Source organism: Paraburkholderia sp. 40, assembly GCF_050434105.1.
GTDB lineage: Bacteria > Pseudomonadota > Gammaproteobacteria > Burkholderiales > Burkholderiaceae > Paraburkholderia > Paraburkholderia tuberum.
The window spans coordinates 913806-931519 of sequence record NZ_JBNPVY010000003.1 but is presented as its reverse complement, the minus strand read 5'-3'; the positions used below and the strand labels follow the sequence as shown (position 1 = coordinate 931519).

Sequence of the window (17714 nt, the reverse complement as noted above, 5' to 3'; positions counted from 1 at the left end):
CGAGCTGCCGTTACGCGTCCAGGTCGGCCTCGGTCGGCAACCGTCGACGCAGCTGCGAAGGCCGCTCTTCGCTGACCGTCATGAACAGCGGATCCGGCACGCGGTTCGTCGAGTGATCGGCCTTTTTCTCGGTGCGCAGATAACGCTCGTAGCTGTCGCGGCGGGCTTTCACGTCCTTGTCGTCGAAAACCTGCTCGTAGTTGCGCAGCGTGATCTTCTCGCTGATGCCCGAGTAGCTGTCCGGATGCCCGTCGGTCTGCGCGCGCTTGCCGAGTTCGTCGCAGAGCATGTAGAGCGGGTTCAGCACGCGCACGTTCATCGCATACGCCGCGTCGCCGTGCGCCTTGATGCCGATGGCGAGCGCGTCGGTACCGAACAGCAGACGGTCCTGATGCTTGTTGAACAGATAGAGCCAGTTGTTGTTGTCGTTGCCGTGGTTGTCCATCAGCTCGTAGAACGCATCGCGCGTCGCCTCGTCGTCGAGCGCTTTGCCAAGCCGGTGCTCGAAGTCCCGCAGCGCGAGCAGATAGGTCTGGCGGATGTTTTCCGCCGCCACCCGGTGCACCGACGCGAGATTCAGATCGCCCATGTCGTCGCACTTGTCGGCGCGGCCGCCTTCCTCGGCGAACGCCTTGTAGGTCCGCAGCAGGTTCTGCAGGCCGTCGCACAACTCCGGCGCGAGATTGCGGCGCTTGAGCGAATCGTGCACGTTCTCGATGATGTCGTGGCCGATGAAGTCCCACGACAGATCGAGCGACAACACGTCCTTCAGATCCTCTTCGGACAGCAGCGAATCGAGGCTGCGCGTGTGATCGGTCGATTCCGCGGTGAAGCGCGAGATGCCCGCGCCGTGCGCCCAGATGAAGCGCGGCTTGATTTTCGGCGCGTCGAGAATGCCCTTCTGGCGCAGGATGTCGTTCTGCTGCCAGTTGAGCGACTTCACCGCGTTGCGGATGTTGTTCATCACCTGCTGCGCGTAGCGGTTCTTGTCTTCCGGCGTGCCGCGGTCGCAGTGCAGGATCACCGGCAGCCCGCGCTGCGCGGCGCCTTCCAGCAGCTGCGCGGTGGCCGGGCTGTCGAGATCCGGTTCGCGCGGATTCTTGCCGCTGACGATCTCCTTCTTCCACGTAACCTCGCCGACGGCCTTGTACGCGCCGGGGTCGGTGCGCATGCGGCTGTCCATTTCGTCGCCGATGGTGTTGCCGTCGGTCACGTCGAAGCCGGTCATGCTGAGGTCGAAGCGGGCCTTCTGCTCGGGCGACAGTTCGCGGTACTGATCCATCAGCGGCTTGTCGTGGTCGCGGTAGTAGATGTCTTCTTCCGAGTTCGCGTAGTACTTGCGATCCGGCCGCGGATTGCGCTGCTGCGACGGAATGCCGGCGAGGTTGGTGCGCTCGACGCCGCTCGCTTTCATGAATTCGACGAGATGACTGAGCGAGTTGACGCGCCCCGAATAGCTGGTCGGATGGAAGTGCGCGTCATGCGTCAGATACTTCGGGAGGTGGGGAATGCGGATCTTCAGGCTCATCGCGCCCGCCATCAGGCCGCGATGGACTTCGGGCATGTTCTCCGCATCACGCCACATCGCCAGGACCATTTCCTTCACCTGCGCCTCGCCGGGGTTGGCGCCGTCCGCACTCGGCACCGCCTCCGCTCGCAGCGTGCTTTCCTCGGCCAGCGCCGCGAGGAACGCGGGACCGACTGCCTTCCTGAAACCGGCCACCGCTTCGCGATACGCGCGCGTCGAGCGGCCCGCTTCGAGGTCGTCGTCATCGTGCGCGAGCGTCGCGAGCGGCATCGCGCCCGGCATCGTGAGAGTCGGGTCGTATTCGATTTCGCCCGCACGGTCCAGCTCTTTTTGCAGCGCGTTGATCGTCACGCGGCCTTCGCGGAACGCGTTGACGAAATAGTTCATCTTGTCTTTCAGCACGGCCGGATCGGCGACGTTCGCGAAGCCGAGCACGAGGCGGTGTGCCAGTTGCTGCTCGTCGGCTTCCGGCTCTTCGCCAGGGCGGCTCTGTCCGGACAGCACGTTCGCGAGAATCAGCAGCTTCGCGCCGCTGCGGTCCGGCGGCGTGCCGGGCTTCAGCGATTCGTCGATCACGCGATCCAGCTCCGTGCGCAGCTTGTCGGCATCGTCCGGCGCGGCCTGCATGCGGCCGGCGAGGCGGATCATCACGTCCTTGACGAGCAGGTTGCGGCGTCCGGTCGGGTCGAACGACGCGCCGACCTGCTGCGCGCTCGCCTTGCCGATGCTGTGCTGGACCAGCTTGTCGACGAAGCCGTTGGCCGCCGACATGCGGTCGAACTGGCGCAGCGCGGCGAACACCGGCGCAAGCTGAACGCCGGCGCGCATCACGCGTTCGTCGGCCAGTGCGCCGTCCGGTCCGCCGACCTGGTATTGCGATTGCAGGATCAGCGCCTGCACATCGCGCAGCCGGTTGCGCACGTCCTGCATCGCGAAGTTGATCGGCTCGCCCGCCTCGGCGGCTGTCGTCGCGACCCGGATCGATTTCGACGCGGCCTGGATCATGCGGTTCATCTTCGCCACCGTGGCATCGGGCACCGTGGTGACGCGGCCGCCGTTGCCCAGCTCCGTTGCGAGTGCATCGAGCTGCGTGGCCAGATCGCGGGCGCGATCGAGGTGCGCGGGTCCGGCCTCGCCCTCGCCGGTACGGAAGGCGCGGCCGAGGAACGCGTCGAAGGCCTTCTCGAAGGTATCCTTGCTCGGCGTTGTCACGTTCGCGGGCTGGTCGGCTAAGATGAAGTGATGAAAAAGACGAAATCGCTCTTCCATGGCCATCGATTCCCGGCGTCAGTCATCAGCCGCGCCGTTCGGTGGTATTTCCGCTTTCAACTTAGCCTGCGCGATATCGAGGAGTTACTGTTCGAGCGCGGCGTGGTTGTCAGCCATGAATCGATCCGGCGGTGGACGGACAAGTTCGGCGCCGGTTTTGCGCATCAGGTCAGGACTGCCCGGCGCAAGCCGGGCAGCACATGGCACCTCGACGAAATGTTCGTGACACTACGCGGCGAGCCCTGGCTGCTGTGGCGTGCAGTCGATGAGCACGGCATTGAACTCGACATCCTGCTTCAGAAGCGGCGCGACAAGGCCGCGGCCAAACGCTTCTTCAAACGGGTGTTGGCGGCCTGTTCTGTCGCGCCGAAGAAAATCGTCACTGACCGGTTGCGCAGCTACCCGGCCGCGAAAACAGAGATCCCTGAGCTCGCAAATGTGAAGCACGTATTCGTCAAGGCCTGCGCACGCGTGAACAACCGCGCTGAAAACAGCCATCAACCCACGCGTGCACGCGAGCGCCGGATGCGAGGTTTTTGCTTGCCAGAACGCACGCAGTCATTCCTGTCGTGCTTCGGTCCGATCCGCCAGCACTTCGCGCTCAAGCGTCATCTGCTACGCGCCTCGCTCTATCGCAAACAGCTCGCCGCGCGATTTGAAACCTGGCGTCTCTTCACTGGCATTGCCCAAGCTCCGTCCACCGTGTTCTGAGACACGACTGTCCTTGCCGATATCTCGTCAGGGGACAGTAACGTGACAGCGCCCTGCCCAGTTCTCGCCAAGGTGTCTTGGAAATTATTGAGGCACTGCGGTCGTCGGTCTCGCGTCTCGAGGTGTGTGGCCGAAAAACGTCTTGTACGCGCGACTGAAAGCGGCCTCGGACTCGTAGCCAACAGACATGCCAACCTCTCCCACACGCGCATTGCCTTTGGCCAACATGTCCCGGGCGACGGTGAGACGAAATTCGTTGCGGTAACGCAGCGGGGATTTGCCCACAAGCGCCGTGAAGCGTTCGCAAAAACTCGAACGGGACATTCCAGCGACAGCGGCGAGCCCATCAATAGTCAGCCCTCGCGGGGGCTGCTCATGGATTGCCTTTAAAGCCCGAGCGATGCGCTGATCTGCCAATCCGCCCAGCCAGCTGGATGCGTGACCGTGATGAACCCAAGCCCGCAACGCGCGAACAACAAAGAGATCGATCATTCGCGAGACCATCAGCGCGGAGCCTGGTTGGTCATTGCCGGCTTCATGCAGAAGAAACTTCATGAGGTTGTCGAGCCATCCCTCTGTCTCCGTGTGTCGAAGGTGGATCAGGGAAGGCAGCCCGAAAAGTAAATCCTGCAGACTGCCAGGATCAAACCAGAAACTGCAGACGACTACGGTCGCCGGTTCATTGCAAGCCGCGATTCGTAAGTCGCAAGGCCCACGCGGTAACAATACCAACTCGCCCGATTGAATTTCGGAAGAGGTTACATGATCACCTGCAATTTTTACGATGCCTTCGGTGACTGCGCACGCGTACGGGCTCCGCGCTGACATTTCCAGCTGGGCGAGCGGCGGCAATTTATATGAATAGGCACAGTCACCGGTCATACGCATGCGCGCGAGCACCTGCGACAGGAGATCGCCATTAGCTAGGCCAGCAAGTGCCAATTCCGGAAGAATGGACAAATTTTTCCCAAGTTCGGTCATGTCAATTTGAGCTTCGTGAGCCTAAAGTAAGCCTCGGTCAACAAGAGAACTGTACGTGGATTGTATGGCTAATCCGGCCCACGGATTGGCCTAGCCTAGCCTGGCCATCTTATCTGCCTTTCATGCAAGAAGGATTTGACTATGTTTGGAATTTCGTCGCTGGGCTGGGTTCACACGCTTGGCAGTCTACCTGCGATCCCCGTGGCCGTGTATATGTTCGTCCGTCATGGTCGAATCGTGCCCCGCTCGATTCCGGGAGCGGTGTACTTCTTTGCCATGCTGATCGGTTCTCTGACCGTGTTTCTCGTCGCACATCAAAGCATCAGTTACGTAATCGGTGTCGCTGCACTTGTGTTGCTATTCGCCGGTTATGGCGTCGGGCGCATACCGTTGCCCGGTCGAATCGGTGTCTATGCCGAAACCTTCTGTCTGACACTGACCGCCTTTGTGTTGATGTTTCCTACGGTTACCGAAACTTTAAAGCGCGTGCCTAACGGACATCCATTGGTGACCAATCTTAAGTCGCCTCTACTTATCGGTGCGCATGGTGTGCTTGTGGCTGGGCTCATCCTGGGCCTGATAGCTCAAGCCTACTGCCTGCACGGAAAATCCCTCGCACGTCGTTCGACACAAGCATAGGTTTGCCTGGAGACCGTCTTTCCGTCTTCATTATCTGCCGTGGTAGTACCGTCTGCAGCGAACCGACCGCACGGATGACTGCCAGAGATTGATTGATCGATTCCCGAACCCATTAACGAAGTTGCCAATCTGATCCCATACGCTTTCTGGAGAAGTCTGATGAAGTTGAATGCGTTTGTCTTTGCAGGAATTGCTTGCGGCGCACTTTTCGGCACCGCGCTATCGTTGGCGAAAGACCAGAGCGTAGCTCCTTCTGCTCCCATCAAAAATGTCGTGTTGGTGCACGGTCTCTTTGCCGACGGATCCAGTTGGCAAAAGGTGATTCCGCTATTGCAGACGAAAGGCTTGCGCGTCACCGCGGTACAGAATCCCACTACGTCGCTTCAGGCTGACGTTGCCGCCGTGAAGCGCGTGCTGGCACAACAGGATGGCCCGACGCTGCTCGTCGCGCACTCGTATGGCGGTATGGTGATCAGCCAGGCAGGCGACGATCCCAAAGTGGCCGGGCTCGTATACGTTGCTGCGCGTGCGCCCGATGCGGGCGAGGATTATTCGGCGCTGACAAAGAAATTCCCGCCGGCGCCGGCATCGGCAGGATTGCAGTGGTCGGATGACGGCTACGGCAAACTCTCCGAGCAGACCTTCATTAACGACTTCGCGGGCGACCTGCCGAAGTCAGAAGCCGAAACGTATTACGCCGTTCAACAGCCGATGGGCAAGGCCATCACAATGGCAAAGACAACGGTCGCCGCATGGCGCGACAAGCCAACGTGGTACGTGGTGTCGACGGAAGATCGCACCATCAACTCGGATCTGGAGCGCTTCATGGCAAATCGCATGCACGCACACACGATCGAGGTCAAGGCGAGCCATATTGTGCTGATATCGCATCCGACCGAGGTCGCAGATCTGATTCTCGAAGCGACCAATGCGCAGAAGTAGGCTTGTAATCGTCTCGCGTTGCGCTACGAGATAGATTCGTGAAGAGATACCGCCTCCGTGGCCCCGGGCCCGGCTCGGTACATCGTGCTGGCCTTTGTACACACCACGCTTATCATTTTTGGATCGCCTGTGAAGCAAACGTTTTATCTACGACATTCTTTTCTGATAGTAGCCGCATCCGTTCTTGTACATCTCGACTGATGTGTGGGCAGACAGCGTAGAAGCCGAATCTGGCGCCGATGATTCCGGCCTTACGGTCCTTAGCAGCGCAACCAACGTGACACATTGGGGCCTATGTGCAGGCGTTGGCATTGCGGGTTCGCCGTATGTCAGCGGCGACACCAAATACACACCGATACCGCTCATTTATTTTGATGATAAATGGGTTCACGCGTACGGCACAACGATCGACCTGAAAATCGGCAACTGGAGCAACATTAGCGTCGCACTGCGTGGTTACTACGCGCTCGCCGATGGCAACAGAAACGATGATGCTCCCATCCTGAGCGGAATGCAGAACCGCAACCCCGCCTTCTGGTATGGTACGGCACTCGCCTGGAAGACTGGATTTGGCACATAGTCGGCTGACTATCTGCTGGGTGGTAATCGCGGCGAACGGGCTAAGATCGACTACAGCCGATCGTTTGACTTTGGCAAGTTCTCAGTGGAACCGTACGGCAGCGTGGAATGGTTCAGCAACGACTACATCAACTACTACTATGGCGTGCGGGCATCGGAAGCTCGTGCAGGACGCCTCGAGTATACGGCTTCGTCCGCGTACGCCGTGTCGATCGGTACGCGAATCAACTACAGCCTCACGCGTAAGCAGAAAGTCACGCTGGATGTCGCTGCAAAGCATTTCACAGACGGTATCACTGAAAGTCCCATCGTGGGGCGGCGGTACCTGCCTGCACTAGCGCTCGGTTATGCTTACCAGTTCGAATGAGCGCGCCGTCATGTTCCGGGTAGCGATCGTCGAAGACAAGGTGGTGCGTGCAAAGACCATACATCGGGCTCTTGCAGATGCGGGAATCGAGTCTGACGTGTTCCGTAGCGCTTCTGAAGCCGGTTCTGGAATTGACGCCAGCAAATACGCAGCGCTGATCGTCGAGCGCGGACTGCCGAACGGCGAAGGTCTTACTGTTCTGCGGACCTTGCGCACCGCTGGTCGGATTGCCTGGGAAGCGGCGTCGACCACGTTTTGTCAAAACCATTCGCCATGCACGAGCTTTGGCACGTGTGCGCAAGCTGTTCGTCGAGCGGTATCGCTCTCAGCGCCTGTCACCGAGGCCGGAGACATCACTATCGATTCTCGGCAGCACGCAATGCGTTGCGCACACCGCTCAGTGCAACTCGCGCGGGCCGTGTTGCAAATCATGCTGTGCGTGATGAAGGCGGGCGGCCGGACCGTTCGCTATGCAATGCTCAGGCGCGCGGCGTCGGGGCCGGGCGAAGTCGTTACAGAGAGCGCGTTGGCGGTTGCAATGCGTCGCTTACGCAAGAAGCTGGCCTCAGTAGGCACGAAGCATCAGCTCGCGAGCATCCGAGGAGTGGGCTTTGTGCTGCTGGCGTCGGCCGCTTTGTCTTGCAATTTGCCACAACAAGGTGCCAAAAGGTTGGTCATTTGTAAGCGCGCAATTCAGCACACCGCAGCGATCGACGAATCCGCACGAATGCAATAGTTATGGATCAGACTGGGTGAGGTGCTGCAGGCGAGAGCTTCGCGAAGTTGAATGGCAGCAGATCGGTGATATCGGCATCCGGGGAGCGCTGCGGCAGTTCGGTGAGTACGTGCAGGAGATAGGCACACGGCTCGACGTTGCAGGCGCGGCACGTGAGCATCAGACTGTAGACCATTGCACGGGTTTTCGCGCCAGCGACTGTATCGCTGAACATCCAGGAGGACCTTTGATGCAAATGCTTCTCTAAACAGGGGCGGCTGGCTGTTCGCGGACACTGTCGGCGGCGCGACTGCGAGCGCCAATTTTTACTCTCTCGTCGAAACCTGCAAAGCCTGTCGAATCGATCCGTACCGTTACCTCACCTTGCTGTTCCAGCGATTGCCTCTGGCAAGACTGTCGACCACTACGCTGCGCTGCTTCCCTGGGGGCATGCCAGCTCAGCTTGGATGAGTTATAGATTTGCGCGTAGGAAATCCACGACCTCATGGTCGATCTGGCGATGAATCTCCACACGATCGATCCCGGGCGCATCCCGGCAGATCAGTGCCACACTGGCTGCGACCGAGGCCGGACAAGGATCAATGAAAACGAAGTGGTTGCCTGGCACACGAATGGCACGCGAGATAGGCAGGCGACGCTAGGGGGCAATGTATTCACCCCGGACAGTTCGCACTTCAAGATTGCTCTACTCGCCGTGACTGGCGACAGCAAAGGTGCAAAGCTGCTTGCAGCCTTTGGCGTCTACGCACTCGGTTTCATAATGCGCCCGTTGGGGGGCGGGCTTCTCGGTGTGCTTGCAGATCGTCATGGACGACGAGCGGCGCTGTCTCTGTCCGTGCAACTAATGGCGCTCGGCTCTCTGTTGCTCGTCGTCGTGCCTACCTATGACAGAATCGGCTTTGCCGCGCCGGTTATTGCGACAATTGCACGCCTGATGCAAGGGCTGTCCACGGGCGGTGAGTTCGGCGCGGCCATTACCTTCCTTGGCGAAACGGCACCCTCGAACAAGCGCGGCCTGCATGGCAGCTTCCTGTTTTTCGGCACCGGCATCGGCCTGATGTGCGCATCCGGCATTGTGTGGCTACTTAACGAATTCCTGACGTACGGTCAGATGATTGCATACGGTTGGCGTGTCCCGTTTGTCATCGCTACGCTTAGCGGCATCTATGCTTGGTGGCTGCGCCGTCGCGTCGCGGAAACCGCGATCTTCGAAAAGGCGCGCGCTGAGGGCAAACGGGAGATGGGTTCGGTCCGCGCACTATTCACGACGCACCGTAGGTCAGTCTTTACGCTGATCGGCGTCTCCATCTGCGACACGTTTGCGTTTCTATCTGTTCGCCGTCTACGTGCCGGTCTATGCGATCCAGCGCGCAGGTGCTGCACCGTCCACGGCCTACGCGGCAAGTTCGTTTTCGCTCGCGATCTACACCGCGGTGCACCCGTTCTTCGGCATGTTTTCTGACCAGTTTGGCCGTCGCCCGCAGATGTTCGTGTGTGCGGGCTGCTATACGCTGTTCTTATACCCAGTGGTGCTGTCTGTGCATTCGACCTTCTGGTCAATTGCAGGCATCGAGATTTTCGGTCTGGTGCTCTATGCGTTTTTTTCGTCCGTCGTCCCCGCAGTCCTTTCGGAAATGTTCAAGACGGAGATCCGCACCGTGGGTATTGGCCTGCCGATCAACATCGTCATTGCGGTTCTTGGCGGCACCACACCTTTCCTGATGGCGTAGCTGCAATCCGTCCATCATGACAACTACTTCCTGATTTATGTGTCGGTCGGATCATTCATCACACTCGTGACGGTCTGGCGTATGAAGGAGACGAACGGCTGCTCGCTGACTGATTAACAGTTTTATGATGTGATTTTTGTAGCCGTTCCGCGCCGAAGGTTTGTCGGGTCAGCCCGTGAGCTGCGCGCACCTGTGCTTCGAGTTGAAGCTCTTGCTCAGCGTGTAGCGACAGCGGCCGTGTGCGGCAGGCATAGTAGCCGCTGATGGACACGCCCGGGAACCGGCACATCGGCGGCATGGGGTAATACTGTCGCATCTGTTCGATAACGCCGTACTTCGCCGCGAGTCCTTAGCGAAGTACGCCGAAGACTTTTTAACAGATCGCGCTCCATCTTCGCTTCTGCCAACCGTCGCTTGAACCGCCCCCCGCTCCGGCTCGATCTCTGTCAGTGGTTTCTGGGTTCGCCCGACGTTCTCCGGCTTGCCGTCCTTTGCCGCGCGAACCCAGTTCGCCAACGTCTTCATCGAAATATACAGTCGACATGCAGCTTCAGACACGCCCACGCCGTCAGTCACTGCCAGCTTGACTGCTTCTTCACGAAATTCCTTTCGTGGATACGGCTTTGGGGATTCGGTTCATCAACGCCTCCATTCCTCAATTCTACGGAATGTTGGCGTCCACTTTTTTCAGCCGACCACACGTGAAAGACCGACGCTCGTCATAGGGTGATCGCTGCCATTCTCGTCCGACCGAGAACATCGGACCGGATCATCCCTCGGGGGCAGTCCACCTTTGGGCACTAACCTTTGCCAGTGCCTCAAATACAGCCGGCGAGCGTTCCAGGCGGGCGATCGTCCGCGCGCCTTCGAGGGCGGCCACCAATGCGGCTGCGGTAGAGGACGCGCGCGCGGAAGCGAAACCGCACCCCGTGAAATGCTCCGCAATAATCGCGGTCGACTCAACAAAACCGCGCGCTACCCGTTTGGTCAGCTCAGCGTCGAGCGCGGGCAACTCATTCGCCAGATTTTGCATCAGACACCCATACTGGAAATCAGAGGCGACCATCTCAGCCGCAAATGTGCCGAATATCTGATGAACAAAATTCAGAGCATCACCCGTCGTAGTCGCCGAGATGCCCCGTAATACAGCAATTCGTTTCGCAACGTAATTGTCGATTGCTTCTTCTGCAAGTTGTGCCTTGCCGCGTGGAAAGTGAAAGTAGAACGATCCTTTAGGCGCGCCGCTTTCCTCGAGAATCTGGGTCAATCCGGTCGCAGTGTATCCCTGGATGCGAAACAGTCGTTCGGCCGTTTCAATAGCGCGAGCGCGCGCGTCAGTCTTACGTGTCATGCCGAAAAACTACCACGTTTCGCTTGACGCCGCTATGGCGGTCGCCATACTATGGTGGTCACCATATTTTGGACTTCAATAGTGCCCCTCGACAAAATGAAGCCATCGGCATCCCGACGAGCCGTCTTAGCGATGGGCGCGGCCGGCCTAGTAGCTGCTTTACTTCGACCGGCCCGCGCAAACCCTACAGGAGAAAGTGATTTGGCCACGCCAACATATGCCGAAGGAACGCTTCCCAAGGGGGTCCGCTCGCGCATGATCCATGGGGTCAACGGCCTCGATGTCCATGTTCTCGAGGCAGGTTACGAGAACCCCGGCCGGCCGCTGGCACTGCTTCTGCACGGTTTTCCCGATCTGGCTTACGGTTGGCGACACCTGATGCAAATTCTGGCTGACGCGGGCTACCATGTCGTGGCGCCCGACCAGCGGGGCTTCGGCCGCACCACCGGTTGGGTGAACGACTATGACGCCCAGCTAGCGCCCTTCAGCCTTTTGAATATGACGCGTGACGCCCTTGGGTTGGTTTTGGCGTTGGGGTATCGGCGTACGGCAATGCTCGTCGGGCACGATCTCGGCTCGCCCGTGGCGGCGTATTGTGCGCTAGCGCGGCCTGACGTCTTTCCCTCGGTGGTGCTGATGAGCGCACCGTTCCCTGGGCCGCCGGCGCTTCCGTTCAACACCGCGCAGAGTGGCGCATCGTCGGTTCAACCGAACACTGAAAATCAGAAGTTAGCGGCCGCGCTGGCAGCGCTCGACCCGCCGAGAGAGTATTACCAGCAATACCTGAGCACACGGGAGGCGAACCATGACATGTGGCGTCCCCCTCAAGGCTTACACGCATTTCTTCGTGCATTTTTCTACGTCAAGAGCGCTGACTGGCCGGGAAATAAGCCGCATCCGTTGAAGGCGCTAACCGCCGCAGAACTTGCACAAATGCCCACCTATTACGTCATGGATCTCGGCAAGACGATGCCCCAGACAGTCGCTCCATTCCAACCTTCCGCCGCCGAGATCCTGGCGTGCAAATGGCTCACCGAGCCGGAACTCGGGGTCTACACGCAGGAGTATGGCCGCACTGGGTTTCAAGGCGCCCTGCAGGCTTATCGCGTCTTTTCCGATCCTGACCTGAACGCTGAGTTGCGCCTGTTTTCGGGCAAGACGATCGATGTCCCGTCGCTCTTCATTGGCGGGAAGAGCGATTGGGGCACCTATTCGGCGCCTGGCGCGCTCGATGTAATGAGGACGAGGGTGGCGACGAGAATGGGGGACATTGAGCTGATCGACGGCGCCGGTCACTGGATCCAACAGGAGCAGCCGGTTCGGCTCAGCGAGCTCCTGCTTGCCTTCATCAAGGAAGTGGCCGGACCGGACCACATCAGCGGTTAGGTCAAGAACTCAAGCGACCACTGCCAAGCCCGCCGAAGCGCGCAAGCGGGCTATGTCGCGCGCCGGCGGTTCTCCAAAGTGGCGGCGATATTCGCGACTGAACTGCGACGCACTCTCGTAACCCACGCGGAGGGCGGCAGTCGTGACGTCGATGTCCTGGACCAGCATCAGGCTGCGCGCGTCCTGCAGCCTGAGTTGCTTCTGGAATTGCAGCGGCGTCATCGCCGTCACAGCGCGAAAATGCTCATGCAGGCTCGACGGACTCATGCCTACTTCCGCGGCAAGCCGCTCGATGCTGAACCGTTCCCGAAAATTCTTCCAGATCCAGGCGATGGCGCGGCCGACCTGGGCCACCCGACCCTGGCTGAAGGTGATGTGGCGCATCCTGGCGCCGTCCGGGCTGGCGAGCAGGCGGTAGAGAATTTCCTGCTCGGCAAGCGGCCCGAGCACGGGCAGCGCTGCCGGATCGTCGAGCAGGCGCAGCAGGCGTAACGCCGCGTCGAGCAGCGCGGTGCCGGCGTCGGACACTGTCTTGCCTACGGGCGGGGATGGCGCTCCCGACGGTGGCGGCACGCGCAACGCCAACTCCCCCAGCATGACCGGATCGAAATCGAGGTACAGGCAGAGATAGGGTTTGTCAGGCGTCGCCTCGACCACATGGCCTGTCACCGGCAGGTCGTAGGTCACGACTCCATAGCGCCCCGGTGCATATCTGAACACGCGGTCGCCCAGTGTGACCTCCTTGTGCCCCTGCGCGACGAGGCACAGTTGCGGCCGGTAAACATTCGGCATCGGCATCGTCACCGTGGAGGATCGAACAAGTGTCACGCGTTCGATTGGGGTGGCCTGGAAGCCATCCTTCGAGACGTGTCGGGCAATCACGGAAGCGATTTCGGTCAATGTTTCCATGAATCTGACTATCGCACGCGCGCGGGAGGGCGGCAATGCGAACCGTGCTTCTGGAGGATTGGGCAGTAATTCCGGCGCATCAGGCTCACGGTTCGACGTCGCCGCGCATCACAGTGTAGGCGGCGCCCGGGTCACAGCAAACCCGGCCGCAGAACAAGCATGGAGCAAACATGACAATCGATAATCTGAAGACCCCCACGGTCGCACTGGGCACCTGGGCCTGGGGCGACAGCGGCGAGACTGGCAACGGCTACTTCGGCAGCCAGCTGACTCAGGCTGGCCTGGAAGAGGTCGGCGACAAGGCACATGCGGCCGGGTTCATCCTGTGGGACACCGCCGTGGTGTACGGCATGGGCCGTTCCGAAACCGTACTCGGGGAAGTACTGAAGCGCTACGCCCGCAGCGACTACCAGCTCTCCACGAAGTTCACCCCGCAGGCCGCGGGAACCAGTGACGATCCGGTGGCGGACATGCTGGAGCAGAGCCTGACCCGCCTCGGTACCGACTACATCGACCTCTATTGGATTCACAATCCCGCCGATGTGGCGCGGTGGACGCCGCACCTGATCCCATTGCTGAAGAGCGGGAAGGTCAAACATGTCGGCGTCTCAAATCACAACCTGAGCGAAATCGAACTCGCCGACCAGATCCTCGGCGAAGCCGGGTTCCGGGTCGAAGCCGTCCAGAACCACTACAGCCTTCTCTACCGCAGCTCTGAGGATGCCGGCATCGTCCACTACTGCCGCAGCCACGGCATCCCATTCTTCGCCTATATGGTGCTCGAACAGGGCGCCTTGACCGGCAAGTACAGTCCGGAGAACCCGCTGCCGAAAGGCAGCAACCGGGCGGAGACTTACAATGGCATGCTGCCTCAGCTGAAGGCGCTGACGGACAAGCTCGCCTCGATCGGCCAGAAGCAGGGTGCAGCAGCTCCCGACGTCGCGACGGCTTGGGCTATCGCCAAGGGAACGACGCCGATCATTGGCGTCACCAGGCCCAACTACATCGATGGTCTGGTCCGGGCCACCAGCATGACGCTTGCCAGCGACGACATTGCAGAGCTGGAAGCTCTCGCCGACGCGGCTAACGTGAACACCCAAGGCTGGTGGGAACAAGAGTTGTGAGTCTGAAGCTTCGCTGTGCCCAAGTCCTCGGACCGCCGTTCCGAGCCATACCGCAGGCGGTTATTTTGTTCTGCGGGGATGATCGCCTGTGAATATGTCGGCCGTCGGAGCAAAGCCGATGAAATCTGGTCAGCTTCGGTACCGCATCGGGGCCGACGCCTTCCCTCGACCTTGCGCTGCGAGGCGCCAAAGGATCGCTGTTCGTTACGCGCGCTTCGATAGCTCAGTAGACTGCAAGCCTGAAGAATTGGAAACGGCAGCGGCTGCTGTGTTTGAGATACTGAGGAACGGCTTTCTGAAGGCGGATACTCCGAAGGCAGGTTTGCGCGGAGCAGTCCTCTTGTAACTCATCGGCAGTGTTCTCGGACTTCTGTTTCGTTCGACGCCAGTAGCTGGGATGCTTGGCGCGCCAACGCGCCACCCGCGCGACGTACTCCATGCTGCGGCAATAGTCGTGGTTCTCGGGTTTGGCCTGCTATTGGCGCTGGCTGGCGCCCTTGCTCGCGTGACGACACAAGGGTCCGCTGCGGTACCTGCGGGGATCTGGACGAAACCAGGCCCCGCAATTCCGGCACTTTCGCTGTCCAAGGCGCTTCATGACCCGGCCTTCCGTGGGGCAGATCATGCGCGCACGCCTGTGTCTGGGTCTCGCCGTCAGGCTCGGCACGAACAGAAAGCAACTGCCGAGGAAGAAGCGACAAGCGAAGAACAACCAGTCCTTTATGAAACGAAAAGCCGCAAGAAACGGCACCCGGAACAAAAACCGTCCGGAACAAAAACGCCCAGAAGAAGATGACGTTCGCGCCGTCATATCTTGACGACTTTCAAGTTGCTGATGACATGGAGGACGGAGGCAATGTATTTGTCCCATCTTTTCTGCTGCTTGAAAGCAGCAGACGAGCTGCATCCGGAACGCGCAGCACGCGATTGTCCAAATATCACGAAGCCGAGGCGGGCTGCGAATTTTTTCGAGCTGCACGGATGCAATTGTTTCGTTCAGGAGTAACGGGGACCGGGGCGCCGAACGGCCGCGAACGCCGATGACTCTATCGGGTTCAATCGTGTAGCGTCGCCTTCGCATTCAAGGCCGGACCACAGTCAGCTTGAACGGACCGTTGTTCGCGGCAGCGTGCGAGACGGCATGGTTGACCTCCTCGAGAGCGAATTCCGTCACCGCGAACTGGTTCAGATCGAGTTGACCACTGCGCACCATACCTACCATAGTATGTACCGCTCGCGGCTCGTACACCCATTGCCCCTTGATAAGGGAAAGGTCATCGCCACCCAGCATACCGACTCCACCCATGAGTATGGCGCGCCCATAAGGCCGTACCGCCATGATCGCTGTCCGCGCGACCGAAGCGTCGGCCGAAGGTGGCAGAAAGTCGAGCACTGCATCGATAGGTCCCTCGGTTGCCGAATCTATCGCCGCGATGTCCTGCGTCCCATCGCCCGACAGACGGACGGGTATGATACGGGGTCCAAAACGTTGCTTCAAATCCACGAGGACCGTTTCGTTGCGTCCCGGCGTGACGACCTGGCGCACGCCCATCGCCAGTGCTGTCAACACAGTGGCGCTGCCAAAATTGCCGGTCGCGCCGCTCACGAGCAGTGTCTCCCCGGCCTTTAAATCCAATGCCAGCAGATGTCGGTCTCCCATCTGAAGGGCGCCGGCGCGCAGCCGGCCTGCGTCGCGAAGAAGTTGCGCGGCGCAGCGGTATCAGCACCGAGTGGTACGTCAAGCTCGAGCAAGGTCGCGTGATTTCCTCTTCGGCCGAAACGTTCGCGTCACTCGTGAAGGCGCTGATGCTGAGCGCCGTTGAGGAAGCGCATCTCCGGGCTTTGGCGCAAGGCGGAAGGGACGGGCGCTTCCTTCGCGAGACGGTGCCGGAAGTTCTTCGCATTGTCGTAGAGGGGTTGGCAGAACCCGCGTACCTGACCGGCGAACGCTGGGACATCCTCGCCTGGAATAACGCGGCGGTGCAGCTCTTCACCGACTTCGCGACATTGCCCGATGAAGACCGGAATATCCTCTCTATATGCTGCTGGATCCGGCAGCCCGCAAGCTGTTCGGAGGGAGCTGGGCCGCGGAGGCCCGACGAATGGTCTCGCTCTTCCGCGTGAACTACGATCTCTGGGCGCCCGACCCCAGCTTCGTGGAGATTGTGGAACGTCTTCGCGCGGGTTGCCCTGAGTTCATGGCGTGGTGGCGCGAGCATGGGGTTTCGGCTCCAGTGTCGGGCGAGAAACATCTCATGCACGTGGGGCCGCGGACCGCTTGATTTCCGCTATTCGACGTTTAAGGCGAACGATGATCCGAGGCTCAAACTGTCGATCTACGTGGAGAAATCGTAGGAGGGGCAAATGACGTTGATACGTCTCCTTAGTGCCCCCGTCACGGGTACTGGGAGTTAGTAGGTGCTTCCACTGCCGCGTCCCAAGGAAGGCCGCCGGCAAATAGTCCGGTGATCCACCGGATGAAGGCCTCGGTCCGCGCGGGCGTGAACTGACTGGAAGGGCGGACCAGATAGATTCCTTCGTCCATCTCGAACCGCCATTGTGGCAAGACCTGGATGAGCGTGCCCGCTGCAAAGTCACGGGCCATCGACCAATCGCCAAAACCCACAATCCCGATTCCCTGGCGCGCCGCTTCAAGCAGGGCGCCGATGTCGTTCGAATGATAGGTGCCCGCGGGCACGATCGTGTCGCGCAGAGTGCCCTTGCGCATTCGCCATTCCGGAGTCGACACCGGCCCCGTATATCGCAGCAGATTGTGGCTCGCCAATGCACTTGGTGAGGCGGGAACGCCGTGGCGCTTCAGGTACTCCGGCGAAGCGCCCAGGACGATCCGGTGATCACCGAGCCTGCGGGCAACCAGCCGGCTGTCGCGCAAGGTGCCAAGACGCAAGGCAGCATCGAAACCTTCCCCGACAAGATCGACGTAGCGTTCGGCGTAGTCAACCTCGAGATGCAGACTGGGATATTGGCGCGCGAAATCCGGCAGCGCCGGCGCAAGCCACTGCCGTCCCATCGCTGCCGGAAATGCCAGGCGCAGGCGGCCCCGCAACTCGGTGCCGCCTGCCGCCGCTTCCTGTTCGGCCTCGAAAATCGCGTCCGTCGCCATCTGCACGCGTTCGGCAAGCCGCGCGCCAGCTTCTGTCAGGCGAACCCTTCGCGTCGTCCTTTCGAGCAGGCGCACGCCAAGGCGTTGCTCCAGCGTGCTGATGCGTTTGGAAATGATCGTCGAATGGCGTTGGAGCGCAGCGGCCGCCGCAACGAACGAACCTTCCCGGGCGACAGCGAGCAATGCGGCGAGTTCATCGGCTCGTCCCTGATCCAGATTCATGGGTTCAGAATAACCGGGGAATGACTTGTCAGCAACGTCCGGTTGCTGCATGTGCTGCAGCATTGTTCTGCGCTGGCACTGGTTTTTCGCCCGCTTCAAACTGGCCATGATTCAGC

At 60.2% G+C, this 17714-nt stretch carries 17 protein-coding genes and 4 pseudogenes; 13 read left to right on the top strand and 8 right to left on the bottom strand.

Annotated elements, in window-relative coordinates; all coding sequences use genetic code 11:
- Nucleotides 1-10 precede the first annotated feature (10 nt).
- Nucleotides 11-2740: a hypothetical protein gene (locus tag OKW28_RS19765; RefSeq protein WP_429448192.1), complete on the bottom strand. Its 2730-nt coding sequence runs from the start codon at nucleotides 2738-2740 to the stop codon at nucleotides 11-13.
- Nucleotides 2741-2770: 30 nt separating this feature from the next.
- Here OKW28_RS19765 and OKW28_RS19760 point away from each other — a divergent pair, with 30 nt between their 5' ends.
- On the top strand, nucleotides 2771-3508 hold the full coding sequence (locus tag OKW28_RS19760) for an IS6 family transposase (protein ID WP_429448191.1): 738 nt from the start codon (nucleotides 2771-2773) through the stop codon (nucleotides 3506-3508).
- Between the two features lie 84 nt (nucleotides 3509-3592).
- Here the strand turns inward: OKW28_RS19760 and OKW28_RS19755 are convergent, their stop codons facing one another.
- Nucleotides 3593-4489, bottom strand: a complete 897-nt coding sequence (locus tag OKW28_RS19755) for an AraC family transcriptional regulator (RefSeq protein ID WP_429448189.1) — start codon at nucleotides 4487-4489, stop codon at nucleotides 3593-3595.
- Nucleotides 4490-4630: 141 nt separating this feature from the next.
- Here OKW28_RS19755 and OKW28_RS19750 point away from each other — a divergent pair, with 141 nt between their 5' ends.
- The 5 genes from OKW28_RS19750 (at nucleotide 4631) to OKW28_RS19730 (ending at nucleotide 7752) form a co-directional block, all read left to right on the top strand.
- Nucleotides 4631-5128: a hypothetical protein gene (locus OKW28_RS19750; RefSeq protein ID WP_429448187.1), complete on the top strand. Its 498-nt coding sequence runs from the start codon at nucleotides 4631-4633 to the stop codon at nucleotides 5126-5128.
- A gap of 159 nt (nucleotides 5129-5287) precedes the next feature.
- Nucleotides 5288-6070, top strand: a complete 783-nt coding sequence (locus OKW28_RS19745) for an alpha/beta hydrolase (protein ID WP_429448185.1) — start codon at nucleotides 5288-5290, stop codon at nucleotides 6068-6070.
- Nucleotides 6071-6254: 184 nt separating this feature from the next.
- A complete protein-coding gene (locus tag OKW28_RS19740) occupies nucleotides 6255-6650 on the top strand; it encodes a hypothetical protein (RefSeq protein ID WP_429448183.1) in 396 nt (131 codons plus the stop codon).
- 12 nt (nucleotides 6651-6662) lie between these two features.
- On the top strand, nucleotides 6663-7016 hold the full coding sequence (locus OKW28_RS19735) for a MipA/OmpV family protein (protein ID WP_429448810.1): 354 nt from the start codon (nucleotides 6663-6665) through the stop codon (nucleotides 7014-7016).
- Nucleotides 7017-7026: 10 nt separating this feature from the next.
- A complete protein-coding gene (locus OKW28_RS19730) occupies nucleotides 7027-7752 on the top strand; it encodes a response regulator transcription factor (protein ID WP_429448181.1) in 726 nt (241 codons plus the stop codon).
- Nucleotides 7753-7759: 7 nt separating this feature from the next.
- Here the strand turns inward: OKW28_RS19730 and OKW28_RS19725 are convergent.
- Nucleotides 7760-7978, bottom strand: a pseudogene (locus OKW28_RS19725) (transposase domain-containing protein); the annotation flags it as partial.
- 17 nt (nucleotides 7979-7995) lie between these two features.
- On the opposite strand from OKW28_RS19725, the pseudogene OKW28_RS19720 reads away from it, so the two are divergent.
- The 3 genes and pseudogenes from OKW28_RS19720 to OKW28_RS19710 form a co-directional block, all read left to right on the top strand.
- A pseudogene (locus OKW28_RS19720) lies at nucleotides 7996-8202 on the top strand (transposase domain-containing protein); the annotation flags it as partial.
- 34 nt (nucleotides 8203-8236) lie between these two features.
- Nucleotides 8237-9214, top strand: coding sequence for an MFS transporter (locus tag OKW28_RS19715; RefSeq protein WP_429448179.1), 978 nt, complete (start codon nucleotides 8237-8239; stop codon nucleotides 9212-9214).
- The gene (locus OKW28_RS19710) at nucleotides 9099-9482 is read left to right on the top strand and encodes an MFS transporter (protein ID WP_429448177.1); all 384 of its coding nucleotides are present in this window, start codon (nucleotides 9099-9101) and stop codon (nucleotides 9480-9482) included. Before OKW28_RS19715 ends, OKW28_RS19710 begins: the two co-directional genes overlap by 116 nt.
- Nucleotides 9483-9615: 133 nt before the next feature.
- On the opposite strand, the pseudogene OKW28_RS19705 reads toward OKW28_RS19710, so the two are convergent.
- Nucleotides 9616-10122: pseudogene (locus OKW28_RS19705) on the bottom strand (transposase); the annotation flags it as partial.
- Nucleotides 10123-10251: 129 nt separating this feature from the next.
- Nucleotides 10252-10833: a TetR/AcrR family transcriptional regulator gene (locus OKW28_RS19700; protein ID WP_429448175.1), complete on the bottom strand. Its 582-nt coding sequence runs from the start codon at nucleotides 10831-10833 to the stop codon at nucleotides 10252-10254.
- Nucleotides 10834-11088: 255 nt separating this feature from the next.
- Here OKW28_RS19700 and OKW28_RS19695 point away from each other — a divergent pair, with 255 nt between their 5' ends.
- Nucleotides 11089-12219, top strand: a complete 1131-nt coding sequence (locus OKW28_RS19695; protein ID WP_429448808.1) for an alpha/beta fold hydrolase — start codon at nucleotides 11089-11091, stop codon at nucleotides 12217-12219.
- Between the two features lie 9 nt (nucleotides 12220-12228).
- Here the strand turns inward: OKW28_RS19695 and OKW28_RS19690 are convergent, their stop codons facing one another.
- Entirely contained in the window at nucleotides 12229-13128 is a 900-nt protein-coding gene (locus OKW28_RS19690; RefSeq protein WP_429448173.1) for an AraC family transcriptional regulator, read from the bottom strand.
- A 170-nt stretch (nucleotides 13129-13298) separates the two neighbouring features.
- Here OKW28_RS19690 and OKW28_RS19685 point away from each other — a divergent pair, with 170 nt between their 5' ends.
- Both OKW28_RS19685 and OKW28_RS19680 read left to right on the top strand, forming a co-directional pair.
- Nucleotides 13299-14252 (top strand): aldo/keto reductase, encoded by a 954-nt coding sequence (locus tag OKW28_RS19685; protein WP_429448171.1) that lies wholly within the window; start codon nucleotides 13299-13301, stop codon nucleotides 14250-14252.
- Between the two features lie 596 nt (nucleotides 14253-14848).
- Nucleotides 14849-15070: a hypothetical protein gene (locus OKW28_RS19680; protein WP_429448170.1), complete on the top strand. Its 222-nt coding sequence runs from the start codon at nucleotides 14849-14851 to the stop codon at nucleotides 15068-15070.
- 263 nt (nucleotides 15071-15333) lie between these two features.
- On the opposite strand, the gene OKW28_RS19675 is transcribed toward OKW28_RS19680, so the two are convergent.
- Nucleotides 15334-15858, bottom strand: a complete 525-nt coding sequence (locus tag OKW28_RS19675) for a hypothetical protein (protein ID WP_429448168.1) — start codon at nucleotides 15856-15858, stop codon at nucleotides 15334-15336.
- Nucleotides 15859-15887: 29 nt separating this feature from the next.
- Between OKW28_RS19675 and OKW28_RS19670 the strand changes: the two are divergent.
- A pseudogene (locus OKW28_RS19670) lies at nucleotides 15888-16534 on the top strand (helix-turn-helix transcriptional regulator).
- 113 nt (nucleotides 16535-16647) lie between these two features.
- Here OKW28_RS19670 and OKW28_RS19665 read toward each other — a convergent pair.
- Nucleotides 16648-17706 (bottom strand): LysR family transcriptional regulator, encoded by a 1059-nt coding sequence (locus OKW28_RS19665; RefSeq protein WP_429448166.1) that lies wholly within the window; start codon nucleotides 17704-17706, stop codon nucleotides 16648-16650.
- Nucleotides 17707-17714 lie beyond the last annotated feature (8 nt).